We start from the raw sequence: 20,780 nt of genomic DNA, 5'->3' as shown, positions 1-20,780 counted from the left end.
GCCCGGAGCCGTGAGGCTCCGGGCCAATCCACCAATGGAGGAGGTGGAGGAGACAACCGGTGCATCGGAAAACGTTTCCGGATGCCATGACCGCAGTCTAGCGGTAGTCATGGTGCACTGCAATATCCCTGTCTAGAGGGGGTCCACTAGCCCCGCATAATTCACGCTTCGCGCGCCCGGGGGTGGTGCGTCGAACGCCAACACAGGAGAAGTCGATGGAATGCACGGTGCGTTGGGTGGCCGATGCGGGCATGGTGATGCTGGCCGAGACCGGCAGCGGCCACACGCTGGCGATGGACGGCGCGCCGGAGGGCGGCGGCCGCAACCTGGCGCCGCGGCCGATGGAGACGCTGCTGGTGGGCGCTGGCGGCTGCACCGCCTACGACGTCGTGCTGATCCTGCAGCGCGGCCGCCACGCCGTGACCGGCTGCGAGGTCAAGCTGCAGGCCGAGCGGGCCACGACCGATCCCAAGGTCTTCACCGCGCTGAACCTGCACTTCATCGTCAGCGGCCGCGATCTGCCGCTGCCGGCGGTGGAGCGCGCGGTGGCGCTGTCGCATGAAAAGTACTGCTCGGCCACCGCCATGCTGGGCCGCACGGCGACCATCACCACCACGGTTGAGGTGCGCGCGGCCTGAAACCGCCCGCGCCTGGGGATGCCTTGGGACGAGCATTCCGTGGTAGGCGCTTCGTTTCACGTTGTTGCCAGACAACAGGGTTTTTCTATTTACCTGCCAAAGCTTGGCAGTCCGGAGCTCCCTCTGGTGCAATATCGGCAACTTCCGATGAGGAGGTTGGCCTGATCAGCCCCACCTGCCAGGTGATCCGGGTTCTCTCCCGATCGGGACCTCTTGTTCAACCTAGGAGATAGTTGAAATGAAAAAATCTCTGCTCGCTCTGGCCGTGCTCGGCGCTTTCGCCGGTGCCGCCTCGGCCCAATCGTCGGTCACCATCTACGGCAAGCTGAACGTTGAAGCTGGCAAGGCCATCGGCACCACCGACAAGACCCTGCTGGACGTCGCTGGCAGCCGCCTGGGCTTCCGCGGTGTTGAAGACATGGGCGGCGGCCTGAAGGCCACGTTCGGCATCGAGCACCGCTTCAACCCGGCCACCGGCGACAGCGCCGCTGCCAAGTTCTGGAACGGCTACAGCACCGTCGGCCTGATGGGCGACTGGGGCCACATCCGTCTGGGCCGCGACTACGTCGTCGGCTTCCTGATGGTGCAGAACCAGATCGACCCGTTCGGTGGCGACACCCAGGGCGCCCTGCGCAACATCGGCATGATCAGCGGCTCCACCGGCCCTGCCGGCGCCGGCAAGGTCCGCTACGACTCGCAGATCGAGTACCACTTCAGCGCTTCGGGCTTCAACATCGCTGCCCAGGTTGCTGACGCCGGTGCCGTCAACGGTGGCCGCGCCAAGCGTCCGTTCGCCCTGGCTACCAACTACGCTGGTGGCCCGCTGTTCGTCGGCCTGGCCTACGAAAACGGCGGCGATGCCGATGACAAGCACCTGTCGCTGGGCGGCCGCTACAACTTCGGCTTCGCCACCCTGTCGGCTGGCTACTCGCGCGGCACCAACGTCGCTGGCGTGGACGTCAAGGGCTACCTGCTGGGCGCCAACGTGCCGTTCGGCGCTGGCGACTTCAAGCTGGGCTACGCTGTGAGCGACAACGACGCCGTCGCTGGCAAGCTGAAGAAGGTCGGTATCGGCTACCACTACAACCTGTCCAAGCGCACCAAGGTGTTCGCTGACTACGGCAAGGTTGGCGGTGGCGAACCGGTCGGCCCGAAGACCGGCTACGACTTCGGTATCCAGCACAACTTCTGATCATGCTGCAGGCCTGCTCCGGCAGGCCCGCTGCACAGAAGACCAGGCCACCTTCGGGTGGCCTTTTTCATGGGGTCCTGGCGTCAGCGGCTGGGCGTGCTGGCCCCGGGCGAGGCCGGCGTGGCCGTCGCCGCCGCCGGGCGGGCCTCGACCCGCTGCAGCGGCCCGCGTTGGCCGCAACCCGCCAGCAGGGCCAGCGCGGCCAGCAGGGCGGCCATGCACCACCGCGAGGCGTCACGCCACCGCGCCGCACGAAGGGGAATCGAAGGCTCTACACTCGAAGCAATTGCAGTCATGACCGCGATCTTATCGAGATGTCCGCCCCCGCCGATTCCCTGCTCAACGACGCCGATTACCGCCGTCTGACCCATGCCCTGCTGTCCCTGGTGGAAAGCCAGGTGGACGCCTGGCTCGACGAGGATGTGATCGACATCGACACCCACCGCAGCGGTGGCTTGCTCGAACTGTCCTTCCCCAATGGCAGCAAGATCATCCTCAACACCCAGCCGCCGCTGCACGAGGTGTGGATGGCGGCGCGCGGCGGTGGCTACCACTTCCGCTGGGATGGCCAGGTCTGGCGCGACACGCGTGACGGCGTGGAATTCCTGCAGCGGCTGTCGCAGGAATCCAGTGCGCAGGCCGGGCAGGCGCTGAGCTACGCCGCCCACTGAATCGACAGGCGCCGCGCGGCGCGCGGCCCAGGCGGTCAGCGTTTGAACAGGTCCAGGATGCTGCGGCGCTCGTCGTCGCTGGGCGCCTGGGGCACGACGCGCTGGTCCTCATCCTCGGTGCGCAGCGTGCCGACGCCGGCGCCCGGACCGAACTCCTCGAAGTACCACTCGTTGCCGATGTTGACGATGCCGGCCGGCGGCTGCATCTCGGCCACCGCCACGCCCTGCAGGGCCGTGGCCATGTACTCGATCCACACCGGCAGCGACAGGCCGCCGCCGGTCTCGCGGTCGCCCAGCTTGCGCGGCGTGTCATAGCCGATCCAGACGACGGCGGCCAGCGTGGGGTGGTAGCCGGCGAACCAGGCGTCCATCGAGTCGTTCGTGGTGCCGGTCTTGCCGTAAATGTCGCTGCGCTTGAGGGTGGCCTGGGCACGGGCGGCGGTGCCGGAGCGGGTGACTTCCTGCAGCAGGCTGCTCATCAGGAAGGCGTTGCGCGCATCAATGGCCCGCGAGGCCTCGGTCAGTTCGCGCGCCGGGGCCTGGAACAGCAGCTTGCCGCGGTCGTCGGTGACCTTGGACACCAGCAGGGGCGTCATCCGGTGGCCGCCGTTGGCGAACACGCCGTAGGCGGTGACCATCTGCAGCGGCGTCACCGAGCCGGCGCCCAGCGCCATCGTCAGGTAGGGCTCGTGGCGCTCGCGGTCGAAGCCGAAGCGGGTCACCCAGTCGCGTGCGTAGCCCACGCCGATCGACTGCAGCACCCGGATCGACACCATGTTCTTCGACTTGGCCAGCGCGCGGCGCAGCGGGATCGGGCCATCGAAGGTGCCGTCGTAGTTCTTCGGCTCCCAGGGCTGGCTGCCGGTGCTGCCGGCGTCAAAGAACAGCGGACCGTCGTTGACGATGGTGCTGGGGGTGAAGCCTTTTTCCAGCGCGGCCGAGTAGATGAAGGGCTTGAAGCTCGAGCCCGGCTGACGCCAGGCCTGGGTGACGTGGTTGAACTTGTTCTTGCCCCAGTCGAAGCCGCCCACCAGGGCCACCAGCGCGCCGGTGCGCGGGTCCATCGAGACGAAGGCGCCCTCAACCTCGGGCAACTGGGTCATCGTCCAGTCGCCCTTGGCGCCCTTGATGACGCGCACCACCGCGCCGCGCCGGATCTGCACCTTGGGCTCGGCCTTGGACGACAGGCCCGAGGTGACCGGGCGCAGGCCGTCGCCGGTCACCGTGACCAGGTCGCCGGACTGCAGCGCGGCAACCACCTTCTTCGGCGAGGCTTCGAGCACCACCGCGGCGCGCAGCTCGTCGTTGTCGGGGCGATCGCTCAGCGCCTCGGCCACCCGGGCGTCCACCGCCTTGGGGTCGGCGGGCAGGTCGACGAAGGCTTCGGGGCCGCGGTAGACCTGGCGGCGCTCGTAGTCCATCAGGCCCTTGCGCAGCGCGCGGTAGGCCACGGCCTGGTCGGCGGCGCGGATCGTGGTGTAGACGTGCAGGCCACGGGTGTAGGCGTCGGGCCCGTACTGGCTGTAGATCAGCTGGCGTGCGGTTTCGGCCACGTACTCGGCGTGCACCGGCATGTCGGTGGGCCGGCGCAGCTTGAGCACCTGTGCCTTGGCCAGGGCATGCTGCTCGGCGTTGATGAAGCCGTTCTCCAGCATGCGGTCGATGATGTACTGCTGGCGGGTGGCGGCGCGACGCGGATTGGCGATCGGGTTGTAGGCCGACGGCGCCTTGGGCAGGCCGGCCAGCATCGCCGCCTCGGCGATGGTCAGGTCCTTCAGCGGCTTGCCGAAGTAGATCTCGCTGGCGGCCGCAAAGCCGTAGGCACGCTGCCCCAGGTAGATCTGGTTCATGTAGACCTCGAGGATCTGCTCCTTGCTCATGTGGCGCTCGATGTCCAGCGCCAGCAGCACCTCGTAGAGCTTGCGGGTCAGCGTCTTCTCGGTCGACAGGTAGAAGTTGCGCGCCACCTGCATGGTGATGGTCGAGGCGCCCTGGCTGTGGGCATCGCGCAGGTTCTCGACGGCGGCGCGCAGCACGCCGCGGTAGTCCACGCCGCCGTGCTCGTAGAAGCGGGCGTCCTCGATCGCCAGCACCGCGTCCTTCATCACCCGCGGAATGTCGCCAAAGGCCACGAACTGCCGGCGTTCGTCGCCGAACTCGCCCAGCAAGGTCCCTTCGGCCGAGAACACCCGCATCGGCAGCTTCGGTCGGTAATCGGTCAGTGCACTGAGGTCGGGCAGGTTGCGGTAGGCCAGCGCCAATGCAATGCCGCCACAGGCCAGGCCGGCCAGCCCCAGTGCCAGCAGCAGCAGCAGCAGGCGCCCCAGCGCGCCGATCAGCGGGAGGCGGGTCCGGGTGGAACCCGGGCTGGCGGCGGGCGTGGCACTGTCTGGTTCGCTCATGGGGTGTCCGTTGGCGGCGGGATTATAGGAAGCGCCCCCTGCCGAACCCGCGCAGCGAGCAGCGGGCGCCCCGCCAGCCCCTGCAACCAGAGGTAAGGAGCCGCCAACATTTGACGAAGCTTTGCGCGAATCGCAACGCCCCCCCCACCGTGGCGCCTGCAAAACCTTGGTTTCACAACAATCTTGCTGATAGGATTGAAGTGCTTTGTTAACTTTGCGGCTGCAAGCTGTGGTCGCTGGAGCCTCTTTTCGTGGGTTTTCTTGATCGCCTGCTGGGCCGCAAGCACCCTCCGATGGTGGGCCTGGATATCAGTACCTCCAGTGTCAAGCTGGTGGAATTGGGACAGACCGCCTCTGGAGAGCCCATTCTTGAGCGGCTTGCCAGCGAGCCCTTCGAGAAGGGCTGGATCGTTGACGGCCAGGTCGAGAAGTTCGAGGAGGTCGCCGACGCGGTGCGCCGTGTCGTCAACCGCAGTGGCACCAAGACGCGGCAGGTCGTGATGGCCATGCCGCAGTCGGCCGTGATCACCAAGCGCATCGTGCTGCCCGCCGGGCTGCGCGAGGACGAGATGGAGATCCAGGTCGAGTCCGAAGCGCACCAGTACATCCCCTTCTCGCTGGACGAGGTCAGCCTGGATTTCTGCGTCATCGGCCCGAACACCAACTCGCCTGGCGATGTCGATGTGCTGATTGCGGCCTCGCGCAAGGACCGCGTGCAGGACCGCCAGGGTCTGGCCGAGGCGGCCGGACTGACGCCGGTGGTGCTGGACATCGAGTCGCACGCCTCGCGCATGGCCATGCAGCGGGTGCTGGCCGGCATGCCTGACACCGGCAAGGACGCACTCGTGGCCCTGTTCGAGATCGGCGCCGACACCACCAGCCTCAAGGTGCTGCGCGACGGCGAACTGCTCTATGACCGTGACCAGTCCTTCGGCGGCTCGCAGCTGACCCAGCTGATCTCTCGCCAGTACGGCTTCTCCTACGAGGAAGCCGAGCAGAAGAAGATCTCCGGCGATCTGCCCGAGGACTACGAGCCCACGCTGCTGACCCCCTTCGTCGACAGCCTGGCCCACGAAGTCGGCCGCGCCCTGCAGTACTTCTTCACCAGCACGCCGCACCACAAGGTGCACCAGGTGATGCTGGCCGGTGGCACGGCGTCGATGCCCGGACTGCGCGAGCGCGTCAAGGACGTGACCGGCTTCCCGTCGCGCGTCGTCAATCCCTTCGAGAACATGAAACTGGGCCCGTCGGTGCGCGAGTCGCGACTGCGGCGTGAGGCGCCGGCCTACCTGACGGCCTGCGGCCTGGCGATGCGGAGGTTCGTGCAGTGATCCTGATCAACCTGCTGCCTCACCGCGAGGCCCGCCGGCAGGAGCGCAAGCGCGCGTTCTATTCCGCATTGGGCCTGGCGGCGCTGATCGGTGTCGGCATCGTCATCCTGTGGTACGGCGTGCTGCAGCAGATGACCTCTGCCCAACAGGACCGCAATGCCTTCCTGCAGTCCGAGATCGCCAAGCTCGACGAGCAGATCAAGGACATCGCCACGCTGCGCGCCGAGATCGACGCCCTGAAGGCCCGCCAGCAGGCCGTCGAGAACCTGCAGACCGACCGCAACGTGCCGGTCTACCTGCTCGACGAACTGGCCAAGCAGACCCCCGAGGGCGTTTACCTGACGGCGGTGCGTCAGACCGGCACCACGGTTGCCATCAACGGTCTGTCCCTGACCAATGAGCGCGTCTCCGAACTGCTGCGCAACACCGCCTACAACTCCACCTGGCTGGAACGCCCTGAACTGGTCGAGATCAAGGCCGTGGATGTGCTGATCGGCCGTGACCAGCGCAAGCTGTTCGACTTCAATCTGCGCGTCACGATCAAGCGTCCGCAGTCGCCGGTCAAGCCCGGTGCTGCCGCTGCCTCCGACGCCGCGAAGGGCAAGTGATGGCCACCAAGCAAGCTGTTTCGCGCGTGGACATCGCCGCCAGCCTGAACGGGCTGAGCCGGCAGTTCCGCGAGCTCGATCCCAAGCAGCCCGGCCAGTGGCCGCTGATTCCCAAGCTCACCGTCTGGCTGCTGGTCGTTCTGGGTGTGGTGCTGCTGGGCTGGCCGGCCTTGCTGAGCGGCGCTTCCGACGAACTGGAAGCCGCCCGCGAGCGCGAGCCCAAGCTCAAGGATGAATTCCGCAACAAGCTGGGTCAGGCCGTGAACCTGGCCGAGTTGCGCAAGCAGAAGGAGCAGGTCCAGGAGTACGTGACCCAGCTCGAGAAGCAGCTGCCCGGCAAGGCCGAGATGGATGCGCTGCTGTCCGACATCAACCAGGCCGGCATTGGCCGCGGCCTGCAGTTCGAGCTGTTCCGTCCGGGCCAGGTGGTGGTCAAGGACTACTACGCCGAGCTGCCGATCTCGCTGCGCGTCATGGGCCGATACCACGACGTGGGCGCCTTCGCCGCCGACGTGGCCAACCTGTCGCGCATCGTCACACTGCACAACCTGAGCCTGGTGCCGGTCACCAAGGACACCAGCGGCAACCTCGTGATGGAAGCCACCGCGCGCACCTACCGCTACCTGGATGCTGCCGAGGTGGCCGAGGTCAAGCGTGCCGCTGCCGCGGACAAACAGAGGAAGGGAGGCTCGTCATGAGCCCGCGCTGGACCGCCCTGCCGCTGGGCATCGGCCTGCTGGCGCTGCTGTCGGCCTGTTCCGACGGCAACAATGAACTGAGCGCCTGGATGGACCAGCAGCGCAAGGAGATCCGGCCGCGCGTCGAGCCGATCACGCCGCCCACCAAGTTCGTGCCGCAGCCCTACCTGTCGGCCAAGGCGCTGGAGCCGTTCAATCCGCGCAAGATGGCGGCCACCTCGCAGATCACCCGCCAACCCAACGCGGTGCTGGCCTCCGAGATGCGCCGTCGCAAGGAACCTCTGGAAGCCTTTTCGCTGGACAGCATGGCGATGGTCGGCAGCGTGACCCGCGGCGGCAAGCCGTTCGCGCTGATCCGGGTCGACAACCTGCTGCATTACGTGAAGGCGGGCGAATACATGGGCCAGAACTTCGGCCGCATCACCCGCATCACCGAGAAAGACGTGACGCTGCGTGAGATCGTGCAGGACGCAGCGGGTGAATGGATCGAGCGCACCAGCACCCTCCAGCTACAGGAGAAGGCGCAATGAACAACGGGTTGGAGTCACGCAAGATGAGGAGTCGATTCAGCGCTGCGCTGGTCCTGGTGGCAGGGATGCTCTGGTCGGGTCTGGCCAGTGCCGAGAACCTGGTCCGCTCGATCACCGCCTCCCAGCAGGGCGGCAGCGACGTCGTCCGCATCGAGCTCACCGAACCCCTGGCAGGCAACCCGGGTGGCTTCGTCATCCAGTCGCCGCCGCGGGTGGCCATCGACCTGCCCGGCGTCGGCAATGGCCTGGGCCGCTCCAGTGTGGATGTGGCGCAGGGCAATGTGCGCAGTGTCAGCGTGGCCAGCGCCGGTGAGCGCACCCGGCTGGTGCTGCACCTCAAGCAGTCCGCCAACTACCGCACCCAGGTCCAGGGCAACACGCTGCTGGTGCTGCTTGACGGCGCGGCCATGTCGTCGGCCGAGACCACCACCGGCACGCCGGCCCAGCCGTCCTTCGCTGCCAGCCAGAACCAGGAGCAACTGGCGATCCGCGACATCGACTTCCGCCGCGGCCCCGATGGCGCGGGTCGGGTGGTGGTGTCGCTGGCCAACACCCAGGTGGGCGTCGACCTGCGCCAGCAGGGCCAGAACCTGGTGGTCGAGTTCCTGCGCTCCACGCTGCCCGAGCGCCTGCGTCGCAAGCTTGATGTGTCCGATTTCGGCTCGCCGGTGCAGTCGGTGTCGACCACGCAGTCGGGCGACCGCGTGCGCATGCTGGTCGAGCCCCGGGGTGCCTGGGAACACAGCGCCTACCAGACCGATACCCAGTTCGTGCTGGAGGTGCGCCCGCTCAAGCAGGACCCGAACAAGCTCTCGCAGGGCCCTGGCTACCGTGGCGACAAGCTCTCGCTGAACTTCCAGAACATCGAGATCCGCTCGCTGCTGCAGGTCATCGCCGATTTCTCCAGCTTCAACGTCGTCACCAGCGACACCGTCAGCGGCAACGTCACGCTGCGCCTGAAAGACGTGCCCTGGGACCAGGCGCTGGACATCATCCTGCAGGCCAAGGGTCTGGGCATGCGCAAGTCCGGCAATGTGCTGTGGATCGCGCCCAAGGATGAACTGGCGGCCAAGGAGCAGGTCGAACTCGAGGCGAAGAAGAAGATCGCCGAACTCGAGCCCCTGCGTACCCAGGCCTTCCAGCTGAACTACACCAAGTCCGAGGACGTGGCCAAGGCGCTGATCGGCACCAGCACCGGCGGTGGCGGTGGCGCGGGCTCGGGCAGCAGCGGGGGCAACAACGCCACGCGCATCCTGTCGCCGCGCGGCTCGGTGCTCTTCGAGCAGCGCACCAACCAGCTCTTCGTCTCCGACATCCCCTCCAAGCTGGAGGAGGTGCAGCAGATGATCGCCAAGATCGACATCCCGGTGCGCCAGGTGCTGATCGAGGCGCGGATCGTCGAGGCCGACGACAAGTTCGGCCGTGCGCTGGGCGCCAAGCTCGGCGTGGCCGATCTGCGCGGCCTGCGCGGTGGCGTGCCCGGCTACAGCGTGGGCGGTGGCAACTACGTCAGCATCGGCGGCAACTACGTCAACACCGGCATCCAGACCGGCCAGACGCCCAACACCGCCACCAGCTACAACAACACCCAGGTGGTGAACCTGCCGGCCAACACCGGCTCGATCAGCACCGAGGCGGCTGCCAACATCGCGCTGACGCTGTTCAGCGCCACCGCCAACCGCTTCCTGAACCTGGAACTGTCGGCCCTCGAGGCCGAGGGCAAGGGCAAGATCGTCTCCAGCCCGCGCGTCATCACCGCGGACCAGATCAAGGCCGAGATCGAGCAGGGCGAAGAGATTCCCTACCTGGTCGCCTCCACCGCGGGCAACACCTCGGTGCAGTTCCGCAAGGCCAGCCTGCGTCTGGAAGTGACGCCGCAGATCACGCCGGAAGGCAGCGTGCTGCTCGACGTGGCTGTCTACAAGGACAGCCGTGGCGTGACCACCACCGCGGGCCCGGTGATCAACACCAAGCGTGCGAAGACCCAGGTTCTGGTCGAGAACGGCGGCACCGTGGTGCTGGGTGGCATCTTCACCCAGAACGACAGCGACGAAGTGAACAAGGTGCCATTCCTGGGCGACATCCCCTTCGTGGGCAACCTGTTCAAGAACCGGGTGCGCTTCAGCAACCGCACCGAACTGCTGATCTTCATCACCCCGAAGGTGGTGACCGATCGCACCGGCGCGCGTTGAGTGCACCAGGCACCTTGAGGCTCTGAGAGATGGACATGATGGGAGAGAAGGCGATGCGAGGACTGCGAGCCTGGGGAACCGCTCTGGCGGTGAGCATGGGTCTCGCCGCGTGCGGCGGGGGAGGCGGCGATCCCGGCACCTGCTCACTGGGTTGCACCGGTGACGGCACGGTGGCCGAGGTGCGTGTGGCCGTGACCAGCGCCGCCACCAGCATCGACCTCAGCGCGCCGGTGGCGGTCACCGTCACCGTCACGGCAGTGGATTCGTCCAACCAGGTGGTGTCGGGCGCCACGGTCAGCGTCACCGCAGACAACGGCGGCAAGGTCACCACCGCCAGCAGCACCACCGGCTCCGACGGGACCGTCACTGCCACGGTCGAGTCCTCCAGCACCACGGCGGTCGGCGCCATCAAGGTCAGCGCCTCCAGCGGCGGCCGCAGCGCCAGCACCTCGATCAGCGTGACCGACAGCCAGGTGGCTGTGGGCGACCTGGTCATGGCCCTGTCGTCCAGCGCCATCGACAACTCTGGCGGCGACGAGGTCACGCTGACCGTCACCGCGGTCGATGCCAAGCGCAACACCGTGGCCGAAGCGCCGGTGACGATCACTGTTGACGACCCCGCCGCCATCATCACCCCGGCCGGCACGGTCACGGGCAGCGATGGCACGCTGACGGCCAAGGTGACGATCGGCAGCGACAAGGCCAACCGCGCCTTCACGCTGTCGGCCACCAGTGGCGCCATCACCAAGACCGCCGCAGTGCAGGTCACCGGTGCCAACCTCAGCGCCACCTTTGCCAGCGCGGTCTCGACCGGCTCGTCGGGCAACATCATCCGCTACCAGTTGTCCGACGCCAACTCTCTGCCCATGGTCGGCCAGAGCATCTCGATCTCGGCGCCCGGCTTTGCCACGGTGGTGGGTACCACCGACACGATCGGCTCGTTCATCTACACCTACACGGCGCCGTCGACCAACACCTCGGTGGTGTTCACCGCGACGGCGGGTGGCACCACGGCGGTGTCGACCGTCCAGGTGCAGACCACGGGCACCGTGCCCCCTGCGATCGGCACGGTGGACGCGGCACGGGTCACGATGGAGCCCCGCACCGTGGCGGTCAATGAGGCCGGCAAGACGACCAACCAGGCGCAGGTGCGGGTGCTGTTCCTCGATGCCAGCAACAAGGGCATCGCCAACATGCGGGTTCGTCTGGACCTGAGCGGTGATGTGAACAACGTCGGCGGCACATTCGCCAATGGCACGTCGATGCTCTACACCGGCAGCGACGGTGCGGTGAAGACCTCCTACATCCCCGGGACCAAGTCCAGCCCCACGGATGGCCTCACCATCCGGGCGTGCTACAGCGCGCAGGACTTCGCACTGGGTACCTGCCCGAACTCGGTCGTCACCACGGCGACTGTCACGAGCACCCCGATCTCGATCAGCCTGGGCACCAACGAAACCATCGAGGTCGGCGATACCAACCTCACCTACATCAAGCGCTTCGGCGTGCTGGTGTCCGACTCCGCTGGGGCGCCGATGCCGGGCGTGTCAATCAGCGCATCGGTGGATCTGACCGACTATCGCAAGGGCAATTACGTGGTCTCGGGCGGCAAGTGGGTACAGGTCGTGACGGCTCAGTGCACCAACGAGGACACCGACCGCGATGGCGCGCTGGACACCGGCGAGGACATCAACAACAGCAAGTCGCTGGAGCCGCGCAAGGCCGATGTGGTCGTGTCCGTGGTCAGCGGGACGACCGACACCAGCGGTCGTGCGGTGGTGAAGGTGGAGTACCAGCAGGAAGCGGCCTCGTGGGTCAACATGGTCCTGTCGGTCACCGCCACCGGTGTGAGCGGCACGGAAGGCACGGTCGCCAAGTCGGCCTGGCTGTGGACACCGGCTGATGTGATCAACAACACCTCGGCCTCGCCGCCCTTCCAGCTGAGCCCCTATGGCCAGGCTGCGGTCTGTACCAACAAGAACTGACCGTTACTGCGCACTCTCTGACCCTGCGGCGGCTCCGAAAGGTGCCGCCGCAGTTCCATCCAGACCGATGATTTCCTTGGTGGGCATGCCCGGCAGCGGCAAGTCGACGATCGGGCGCCAACTGGCGCGCGAACTCGGCTGGCGTTTTGTCGACACCGATATCGAGATCGAGCATCGCCTCGGCGAGTCCATCCGCGCCCATTTCGAGCGCATGGGCGAGGGCAGCTTCCGGGCGATCGAGTCGTCCACCCTGGCCGAACTGGCGCAGTCGGCTGGCGCCAGCCCCCTGGTGATGGCCACCGGCGGTGGGGCCGTGCTGCGCGAGGCCAACCGCGCCGTGCTGCGTGCGGCGGGTCCGGTGGTGTACCTGCGCTCGTCGCCGGAAGACCTGGCGCGCCGGCTGCGCCATGATCAGCAGCGCCCGCTGCTGCAAGGCGGCGACCCGCTGACCCGGCTGCGCAACCTCTACCGTGAACGCGACCCGCTGTACCGCGACGTCGCCAGCTACACGCTGGACACCGGCCGCTCCAGCGTGCCCACCCTGGTGCGGCTGCTGCTGTCCCAGCTGGAGTTGGCCGGCGTGGTCCCGGCCGACCGGCCGCCGCATCGCCGCTGAGGCGCCCCAGGCAGCCGCGTACACTGCGGGTCCGGCCGATCCGGCCACATGCCATCGAGGGGGTTGAGTTGAGGCGCGTTGCGATTGACCTGGGGGACCGCAGCTACCACGTCTGCATTGGCGCCGGTCTGCTGGACCATGCCGAGAGCTTCGAGGGCCTGCCGAGTTCGTCCACCGCGGTCATCGTCAGCAACGAGACCGTGGCGCCGCTCTATGCCGAACGCCTGCAGCGCGCGCTGGCCCCCCGCCACGCCCAGGTGCTGGCCATCGTGCTGCCCGACGGCGAAGCCCACAAGGAATGGACGACGCTGAACCGGATCTTCGACGTTCTGCTGGCCCAGGGCTGCGACCGCAAGACAGTGCTCTATGCACTGGGCGGCGGCGTGATTGGCGACATGACCGGCTTCGCCGCGGCCAGCTACATGCGCGGCGTGCCCTTCGTGCAGGTGCCCACCACGCTGTTGTCGCAGGTCGATTCCTCGGTGGGCGGCAAGACGGCGATCAACCATCCGCTGGGCAAGAACATGATCGGGGCCTTCTACCAGCCCCTGCGCGTGCTGTGCGACCTGTCGACCCTGGCCACGCTGCCGCCGCGCGAGCTCTCGGCCGGTCTGGCCGAGGTCATCAAGTACGGCCCGATCCATGACCCCGGCTTCCTGGCCTGGCTGGAGTCGAACATCGAGGCCCTGCGCGCCGGTGACCAGTCCGCACTGGCCCACGCCGTCGCCCGCAGCTGCGAGATCAAGGCCGAGGTGGTCGGTGCTGACGAGCGTGAAGCCGGGCTGCGCGCCATCCTCAATTTCGGCCACACCTTTGGCCACGCGATCGAGGCCGGCCTGGGCTTTGGTGTCTGGCTGCATGGCGAGGCCGTGGCCGCCGGCATGGTGATGGCGGCCGAACTGTCGGCGCGTCTGGGCCTGTGCGCGCCGGACCTGCGCCCCCGACTGGAGGCCCTGCTGCAGCGCGCCGGCCTGCCGATCCGCGGGCCACGGCTGGGCGCGGCGGAGTACCTGCAGCACATGCGCGTCGACAAGAAGGCCAGTGCCGGTGAAATCCGCTTCGTGCTGATCGACGGTCTGGGCCGGGCCGTGGTGCGGCCCGCCCCCGATGCGCTGGTGGCCGATGTCATCGAGTCCCTGTGTGCCTGAGACCGCTGGCCTGGCACCCTGGGCCAGCCAGGCCGCACTGAGCCGCGGCCGGCGCCGTCCGGAGCCGCCGGCCCCCACGCGCAACGACTTCCAGCGCGACCGCGACCGAATCATCCACAGCAGCGCCTTCCGGCGTCTGGTCTACAAGACCCAGGTCTTCATCAACCATGAAGGCGACCTGTTCCGCACCCGGCTGACGCACTCGCTGGAGGTGGCGCAGCTGGGCCGCTCGATCGCGCGCAGCCTGCGCCTGGATGAAGACCTGGTCGAGACCATCGCCCTTGCCCACGACCTGGGCCACACGCCTTTCGGCCACGCCGGCCAGGACGCGCTGGACGAATGCATGGTCCCCTGGGGCGGCTTTGAGCACAACCTGCAAAGCCTGCGTGTGGTCGACCGGCTGGAGCAGCGCTACCCCGAATGGGATGGCCTGAACCTGTGTTTCGAGACCCGCGAAGGCATCCTCAAGCGCTGCCCCTTGCCGCTGGCCACGGCGATGGAGCAGCAGGAGCCTGGCGGCGTCGGGCGCCGTTTTCTGGACGGCACCCAGCCCAGCCTGGAGGCGCAGCTGACCAACCTCGCCGACGAGATCGCCTACAACGCCCATGACCTGGACGATGGCGTGCGCTCCGGCCTGATCACCCTGGAGCAGGCCCGCGCGGTGCCGCTGGTCGACCGCCACTGCCAGGAGGCGCTGGAGGCACACCCCGGGCTGGCGGCCATGCCGCCGCGGCGCCTGCTGGCCGAAACGATCCGCCGCATGCTGTCGGCCCAGGTCTATGACGTGATCGGGGCGAGCCAGGCGGCGCTGGGCGCGGCCCAGCCGGCCGATGCCTGGGCCGCACGCCAGTGCCGGGGGCTGATCGGCTTCAGCGATGCCATGCGCCACGACAGCGCTGCGCTCAAGCGCTTCCTGTTCGCGGCGCTGTACCGCCATCCGCAGGTCAATGACAGCACGGCTCGGGCCCGCCGCATCGTCGCTGATCTCTTTGCGGCCTACATGGCGGATCCCGCGCTGCTGCCCCCGGAGTTCCGCCGCGAGGCCGACGTGGCGCGTGGCGTGGCGGATTACATCGCCGGCATGACCGACCGCTACGCCCGCCGCGAGCACCAGCGGCTGACCGGCCAGCAACTGTTCCTGGAGGGCGCCTGAGGTGGGCCGCCCGCTGCGGCTGGTCGCGCCCGGCCTGCCCCATCATCTGATCCAGCGCGGCCACAACAGCCAGCCCGTCTTCCTGGACGACCTGGACCGCGAGCGTTTCCTGGAGGACTTGCAGGTCGCCATGCGCGAATACCGCCTGGCCCTGCATGCCTACGTGCTGATGGGCAACCACATCCATCTGCTGCTCACGCCGCCCGACGAGGCCTCGCTGAGCCGGGCGATGCAATCCCTGGGGCGGCGCTACGTGGGCTGGTTCAACCACCGTCACCAGCGCCGCGGCACGCTGTGGGAGGGGCGCTTCAAGACCAGCGTGGTCGACACCGAGGGCTACTTCCTGGCCTGCCAGCGCTATGTGGAACTGAACCCGCAGCGTGCCGGCCTGGCATCTGACTTGCTCAGCTACCGCTGGTCCAGTCTGGCGCACCATCTTGGCGCGCATCAGGACCCGCTGATCACCGACCATCCCGCCTTCTGGCTGCTGGGCAACACCCCCTTCGAGCGGGAGGCCGCCTACCGGCGCTGGCTGGAGGAGGGGCTCGACGCCGCACGCGAGCGCTTTCTCCAGGACACACTGGCCAAGGGCGGAGTGCTGGGCGGCGAGCGCTTCGTCGCTGCACTCGCCCAGCAGACCCAGCGTCGACTGACACCCGGTCGCCGCGGGCGTCCTCCCAAACCCGCCAGCGGCGCATGAGCCGCTTGCAGAAGCCATTAATCGAGTCTGACACCAATAAATAACTGGAAGGCAACCTGTTTGCCAGTTAATAGAGTCTGACACCATTTAAATCTGCTTGAGTCCGGGGGAGAAGGCCCGTATCCTCGCGTTATCCCTGATCACGTGTAGGAGTGCGCCATGACCAAGGCCGCTGCCGGGGTGGCTTCGCCCCAGGAAATCCAATCGCTGGCCTCGCAAGGTCTGTACAACCCGGCGAACGAGAAGGACGCTTGCGGCGTCGGCTTCGTGGCGCACATCAAGGGCCAGAAGGACCACTCGATCGTCGAGCAGGGCCTGAAGATCCTGGAGAACCTGGACCACCGGGGTGCGGTGGGCGCCGACGCGCTGATGGGCGATGGCGCCGGCATCCTGATCCAGATCCCGGACGATTTCTTCCGCGCCGAGATGGCCGCGCAGGGCGTGGTGCTGCCGCCCCCGGGCGAGTACGGCGTGGGCATGATCTTCCTGCCCAAGGAGCACGCCAGCCGCCTGGCCTGCGAGCAGGAGATGGAGCGCGCGATCAAGGCCGAAGGCCAGGTGCTGCTGGGCTGGCGCGACGTGCCGGTGGACACCGACATGCCAATGTCGCCCACGGTGCGCACCACCGAGCCGATCATCCGCCAGGTCTTCATCGGCCGCGGCGCCGATGTCATCGTGCCCGATGCGCTGGAGCGCAAGCTCTACGTGATCCGCAAGACCGCCTCGGCCGCGATCCAGAAGCTCAAGCTCACCCACAGCCGCGAGTACTACGTGCCCAGCATGAGCTGCCGCACCATCATCTACAAGGGCCTGCTGCTGGCCGACCAGGTCGGCAAGTACTACAAGGACCTGCAGGATCCGCGCACCGTCTCGGCCCTGGCCCTGGTGCACCAGCGCTTCTCCACCAACACCTTCCCCGAGTGGCCGCTGGCCCACCCGTACCGGATGGTGGCCCACAACGGCGAGATCAACACCGTCAAGGGCAACTTCAACTGGATGCGCGCCCGCGAAGGCGTGATGAAGTCGCCGGTGCTGGGCGAGGACCTGCCCAAGCTCTACCCGATCAGCTTCGAGGGCCAGTCGGACACCGCCACCTTCGACAACACGCTCGAACTGCTGACCATGGCCGGCTACCCGCTGGCGCAGGCCGCGATGATGATGATCCCCGAGGCCTGGGAACAGCACGAGATGATGGACGCGCGCCGCCGCGCGTTCTACGAGTACCACGCCTCGATGATGGAGCCCTGGGACGGCCCCGCCGCAATGGTCTTCACCGACGGCAAGCAGATCGGCGCCACGCTGGACCGCAACGGCCTGCGCCCGGCACGCTACCTGGTCACCGACGACGACCTGGTCGTCATGGCCTCCGAATCGGGCGTGCTGCCCATCCCCGAGAACAAGGTCGTCCAGAAGTGGCGCCTGCAGCCGGGCAAGATGTTCCTGATCGATTTCGAGCAGGGCCGCATCGTCGACGACGAGGAACTCAAGGCGCAGTACGCCAGCGCCCGCCCGTACCGCCAGTGGATCGACAACGTCCGCGTCAAGCTCGATGACCTGACCCCGGCCGCTGAAGCGGCGCCGGCCTCGGCCGTGCCGCTGCTCGACCGCCAGCAGGCCTTCGGCTACACCCAGGAAGACATCAAGTTCCTGATGGCGCCGATGGCGATCAACGGCGAGGAGGGCATCGGCTCGATGGGCAACGACAGCCCGCTGGCCGTGCTGTCCGACAAGAACAAGCCGCTGTACAACTACTTCAAGCAGCTGTTCGCCCAGGTCACGAACCCGCCGATCGACCCGATCCGCGAGGCCATCGTGATGTCGCTCAACAGCTTCATCGGCCCCAAGCCCAACCTGCTGGACATCAACGCGGTGAACCCGCCGATGCGCCTGGAGGTGTCGCAGCCCATCCTCGACTTCCAGGGCATGGCGCGCTTGCGCAACATCGAGTCGGCCACCGGCGGCAAGTTCAAGGTCGCCGAGATCGACATCACCTACCCGCTGGCCTGGGGCCACCAGGGTGTGGAAGCCAAGCTGGCCTCGCTGTGCGCCGAAGCGGTCGATGCGCTGCGCAGCGGCCGCAACATCCTGATCATCACCGACCGCGGTGTCAGCCCCACCCAGGTGGCGATCCCGGCGCTGCTGGCGCTGTCGGCCATCCACCACCACCTGGTGCGCGAGGGCCTGCGCACCACCGCCGGTCTGGTCGTCGAGACCGGCTCGGCGCGCGAGGTGCACCACTTCGCGGTGCTGGCCGGCTACGGCGCCGAAGCCGTGCACCCCTACCTGGCGATGGAAACGCTGGCGGCCATGCACGACGAGCTGCCGGGCGACCTGTCCACCGACAAGGCGATCTACAACTACGTCAAGGCGATCGGCAAGGGTCTCTCGAAGATCATGTCGAAGATGGGCGTGTCGACCTACATGTCCTACTGCGGCGCGCAGCTGTTCGAGGCCATCGGCCTGAACAAGGACATGGTCGCCAAGTACTTCCGTGGCACCGCCACGCAGGTCGAAGGCATCGGCGTGTTTGAGGTGGCCGAAGAGGCCCTGCGCAACCACCGCGCTGCCTTCGGCGCCGACCCGGTTCTGGCCGAGATGCTGGACGCCGGCGGCGAGTACGCCTGGCGCACCCGCGGCGAAGAGCACATGTGGACGCCCGACGCGATCGCCAAGCTGCAGCACAGCACGCGCTCGGGCAAGTTCGACACCTACAAGGAATACGCGCAGATCATCAACGACCAGAGCAAGCGCCACCTGACGCTGCGCGGTCTGTTCGAGTTCAAGATCGACCCCGCCAAGGCCATCCCGCTCGACGAGGTGGAGCCGGCCGCCGAGATCGTCAAGCGCTTCGCCACCGGCGCGATGTCGCTGGGCTCGATCTCCACCGAGGCGCACAGCACGCTGGCCCTGGCGATGAACCGCATCGGCGGCAAGAGCAACACCGGTGAAGGCGGCGAGGACCCGGCGCGCTACCGCAACGAGCTCAAGGGCATCGCCATCACCGATGGCACCAAGGTGTCGCAGGTCGTGGGCGACAAGCAGATCGAGGCCGACTACGCGATGAAGGCCGGCGACAGCCTGCGCTCGAAGATCAAGCAGGTAGCTTCGGGCCGTTTCGGCGTGACCACCGAGTACCTGGTCTCGGCCGACCAGATCCAGATCAAGATGGCCCAGGGCGCCAAGCCGGGCGAGGGCGGTCAGCTGCCGGGCGGCAAGGTCTCCGAGTACATCGGCAAGCTGCGTCACTCGGTGCCGGGCGTGGGCCTGATCAGCCCGCCGCCGCACCACGACATCTACTCGATCGAGGACCTGGCCCAGCTGATCCACGACCTGAAGAACGTGAACCCGAAGGCTGACATCAGCGTCAAGCTGGTGTCCGAGGTCGGTGTGGGCACGATCGCCGCGGGCGTGGCCAAGTGCAAGGCCGACCACATTGTCATCGCTGGCCACGACGGCGGCACGGGCGCCTCGCCGTGGTCGTCGATCAAGCATGCCGGCACCCCCTGGGAGCTGGGCCTGGCCGAGACCCAGCAGACCCTGGTGCTCAACCGCCTGCGCGGCCGCGTTCGGGTGCAGACCGACGGCCAGATCAAGACCGGCCGCGACGTCGTCATCGGCGCACTGCTGGGCGCCGATGAGTTCGGCTTCGCCACCGCGCCGCTGGTGGTCGAGGGCTGCATCATGATGCGCAAGTGCCACCTGAACACCTGCCCGGTGGGCGTGGCCACGCAGGACCCGGTGCTGCGCAAGAAGTTCTCGGGCAAGCCCGAGCACGTGGTGAACTACTTCTTCTTCGTCGCCGAAGAAGCGCGCCAGATCATGGCGCAGCTGGGCATCCGCCGCTTCGACGAGCTGATCGGCCGCGCCGACCTGCTGGATACCCGCAAGGCCGTCAGCCACTGGAAGGCCAAGGGCCTGGACTTCTCCAAGGTCTTCCACGTGCCGCAGGTGCCGGCCGGCGTGGCGCGCTTCCATGTCGACACCCAGGACCATGGCCTGGGCAAGGCGCTGGACGTCAAGCTGATCGAGAAGAGCCGCGCCGCCATCGAGAAGGGCGAGAAGGTCCAGTTCATGGAGGACGCGCGCAACGTCAACCGCTCGGTCGGCGCGATGCTGTCGGGCGAGCTGATCAAGCACCGCCCCGAAGGCCTGCCCGACCACACGCTGTTCATCCAGATGGAGGGCACCGGTGGCCAGAGCTTCGGCGCCTTCCTGGCCTCGGGCATCACGCTGTACCTGATCGGCGAGGCCAACGACTACACCGGCAAGGGCCTGTCGGGCGGCCGCATCGCGGTGCGTCCCTCGATCGAGTTCCGCGGCGACGCCACCAAGAACATCATCGTCGGCAACACGGCGCTGTTCGGTGCCACCAGCGGCGAGGCCTTCTTCCGTGGCGTGGGCGGCGAGCGCTTCGCGGTGCGCATGTCCGGCGCCTCGGCGGTGGTCGAAGGCACGGGCGACCACGGTTGCGAGTACATGACCGGCGGCACCGTGGTGGTGCTGGGCAAGACCGGCCGCAACTTCGCGGCGGGCATGTCGGGCGGCGTGGCCTATGTCTACGACGAGGACGGCCTGTTCGCCAAGCGTTGCAACACCGCCCAGGTCGCGCTGGACAAGGTGCTGCCGGCGGCCGAGCAGGAGGCCAGCATCCCGCGCGCCATCTGGCACCGCGAACAGGCTGACGAGACGCTGCTGAAGAAGCTGATCGAGGACCACCACAAGTGGACCGGCTCGCTGCGTGCGCGCGAGATCCTCGACAGCTGGGCCGAGGCCCGCGGCCGGTTCGTCAAGGTCTTCCCGCACGAGTACAAGCGCGCGCTGGGCGAGATCAACGCCGCCAAGGAAGCCGACGAGGCCGTCGGCAAGGCCAAGGGCAGCAAGGCGGCCGCCAAGGCCCCGGCCGCCAAGTAAACCGC

Annotated in this window: 16 protein-coding genes; 14 read left to right on the top strand and 2 right to left on the bottom strand. The window is 67.6% G+C overall.

The genetic code is table 11. The annotated features are described in order from the left end of the window. The first annotated feature begins 215 nt into the window (after positions 1–215). Both KAK07_RS13740 and KAK07_RS13735 read left to right on the top strand, forming a co-directional pair. A complete protein-coding gene (locus KAK07_RS13740; RefSeq protein ID WP_210854221.1) occupies positions 216–638 on the top strand; it encodes an OsmC family protein in 423 nt (140 codons plus the stop codon). Between the two features lie 238 nt (positions 639–876). Beyond that, positions 877–1,830 carry a porin gene (locus KAK07_RS13735; RefSeq protein ID WP_210861380.1) on the top strand — a complete coding sequence of 318 codons (954 nt, stop codon included), beginning with the start codon at positions 877–879 and terminating at the stop codon, positions 1,828–1,830. An 83-nt stretch (positions 1,831–1,913) separates the two neighbouring features. On the opposite strand, the gene lptM is transcribed toward KAK07_RS13735, so the two are convergent. Next, on the bottom strand, positions 1,914–2,048 hold the full coding sequence (lptM, locus tag KAK07_RS13730; RefSeq protein WP_210854219.1) for an LPS translocon maturation chaperone LptM: 135 nt from the start codon (positions 2,046–2,048) through the stop codon (positions 1,914–1,916). 96 nt (positions 2,049–2,144) lie between these two features. Here lptM and cyaY point away from each other — a divergent pair, with 96 nt between their 5' ends. Then, positions 2,145–2,501, top strand: coding sequence for an iron donor protein CyaY (gene cyaY, locus KAK07_RS13725; protein WP_210861377.1), 357 nt, complete (start codon positions 2,145–2,147; stop codon positions 2,499–2,501). A gap of 35 nt (positions 2,502–2,536) precedes the next feature. On the opposite strand, the gene KAK07_RS13720 is transcribed toward cyaY, so the two are convergent. Continuing rightward, positions 2,537–4,903 carry a penicillin-binding protein 1A gene (locus tag KAK07_RS13720; RefSeq protein ID WP_210861375.1) on the bottom strand — a complete coding sequence of 789 codons (2,367 nt, stop codon included), beginning with the start codon at positions 4,901–4,903 and terminating at the stop codon, positions 2,537–2,539. A 251-nt stretch (positions 4,904–5,154) separates the two neighbouring features. Here KAK07_RS13720 and KAK07_RS13715 point away from each other — a divergent pair, with 251 nt between their 5' ends. From KAK07_RS13715 to KAK07_RS13665, 11 genes are all read left to right on the top strand, one after another. Then, positions 5,155–6,234: a pilus assembly protein PilM gene (locus KAK07_RS13715; protein WP_375140980.1), complete on the top strand. Its 1,080-nt coding sequence runs from the start codon at positions 5,155–5,157 to the stop codon at positions 6,232–6,234. Next, positions 6,231–6,842 carry a PilN domain-containing protein gene (locus KAK07_RS13710; RefSeq protein WP_210854216.1) on the top strand — a complete coding sequence of 204 codons (612 nt, stop codon included), beginning with the start codon at positions 6,231–6,233 and terminating at the stop codon, positions 6,840–6,842. Before KAK07_RS13715 ends, KAK07_RS13710 begins: the two co-directional genes overlap by 4 nt. After that, positions 6,842–7,540: a type IV pilus inner membrane component PilO gene (locus KAK07_RS13705; protein ID WP_210854215.1), complete on the top strand. Its 699-nt coding sequence runs from the start codon at positions 6,842–6,844 to the stop codon at positions 7,538–7,540. Before KAK07_RS13710 ends, KAK07_RS13705 begins: the two co-directional genes overlap by 1 nt. Further along, positions 7,537–8,070, top strand: coding sequence for a pilus assembly protein PilP (locus KAK07_RS13700; protein ID WP_210861374.1), 534 nt, complete (start codon positions 7,537–7,539; stop codon positions 8,068–8,070). Before KAK07_RS13705 ends, KAK07_RS13700 begins: the two co-directional genes overlap by 4 nt. A gap of 23 nt (positions 8,071–8,093) precedes the next feature. Then, on the top strand, positions 8,094–10,262 hold the full coding sequence (locus KAK07_RS13695) for a type IV pilus secretin PilQ (protein ID WP_247664363.1): 2,169 nt from the start codon (positions 8,094–8,096) through the stop codon (positions 10,260–10,262). A gap of 95 nt (positions 10,263–10,357) precedes the next feature. Continuing rightward, positions 10,358–12,247 (top strand): autotransporter outer membrane beta-barrel domain-containing protein, encoded by a 1,890-nt coding sequence (locus KAK07_RS13690; RefSeq protein ID WP_210861369.1) that lies wholly within the window; start codon positions 10,358–10,360, stop codon positions 12,245–12,247. A 67-nt stretch (positions 12,248–12,314) separates the two neighbouring features. Then, the gene (locus KAK07_RS13685) at positions 12,315–12,863 is read left to right on the top strand and encodes a shikimate kinase (protein ID WP_210854211.1); all 549 of its coding nucleotides are present in this window, start codon (positions 12,315–12,317) and stop codon (positions 12,861–12,863) included. Between the two features lie 68 nt (positions 12,864–12,931). Continuing rightward, positions 12,932–14,011: a 3-dehydroquinate synthase gene (gene aroB, locus KAK07_RS13680; protein WP_247664362.1), complete on the top strand. Its 1,080-nt coding sequence runs from the start codon at positions 12,932–12,934 to the stop codon at positions 14,009–14,011. Beyond that, positions 13,986–15,164 carry a deoxyguanosinetriphosphate triphosphohydrolase gene (locus KAK07_RS13675; RefSeq protein ID WP_210861367.1) on the top strand — a complete coding sequence of 393 codons (1,179 nt, stop codon included), beginning with the start codon at positions 13,986–13,988 and terminating at the stop codon, positions 15,162–15,164. The genes aroB and KAK07_RS13675 overlap by 26 nt, the downstream gene beginning before the upstream one ends. Position 15,165: 1 nt before the next feature. After that, entirely contained in the window at positions 15,166–15,864 is a 699-nt protein-coding gene (locus tag KAK07_RS13670; protein WP_210861365.1) for a transposase, read from the top strand. Positions 15,865–16,023: 159 nt separating this feature from the next. Continuing rightward, complete coding sequence (locus KAK07_RS13665; RefSeq protein ID WP_210861362.1) at positions 16,024–20,775, top strand: glutamate synthase-related protein; 4,752 nt, start codon at positions 16,024–16,026, stop codon at positions 20,773–20,775. The last annotated feature ends 5 nt before the right edge of the window (positions 20,776–20,780 follow it).

It is taken from the genome of Ideonella alba, from assembly GCF_018069875.1.
In the GTDB taxonomy this organism is placed as follows: Bacteria; Pseudomonadota; Gammaproteobacteria; order Burkholderiales; family Burkholderiaceae_C; genus Ideonella; species Ideonella alba.
The sequence above is the reverse complement of the archived record's forward strand: the minus strand, read 5'-3'. Positions and strand labels throughout refer to the sequence as shown.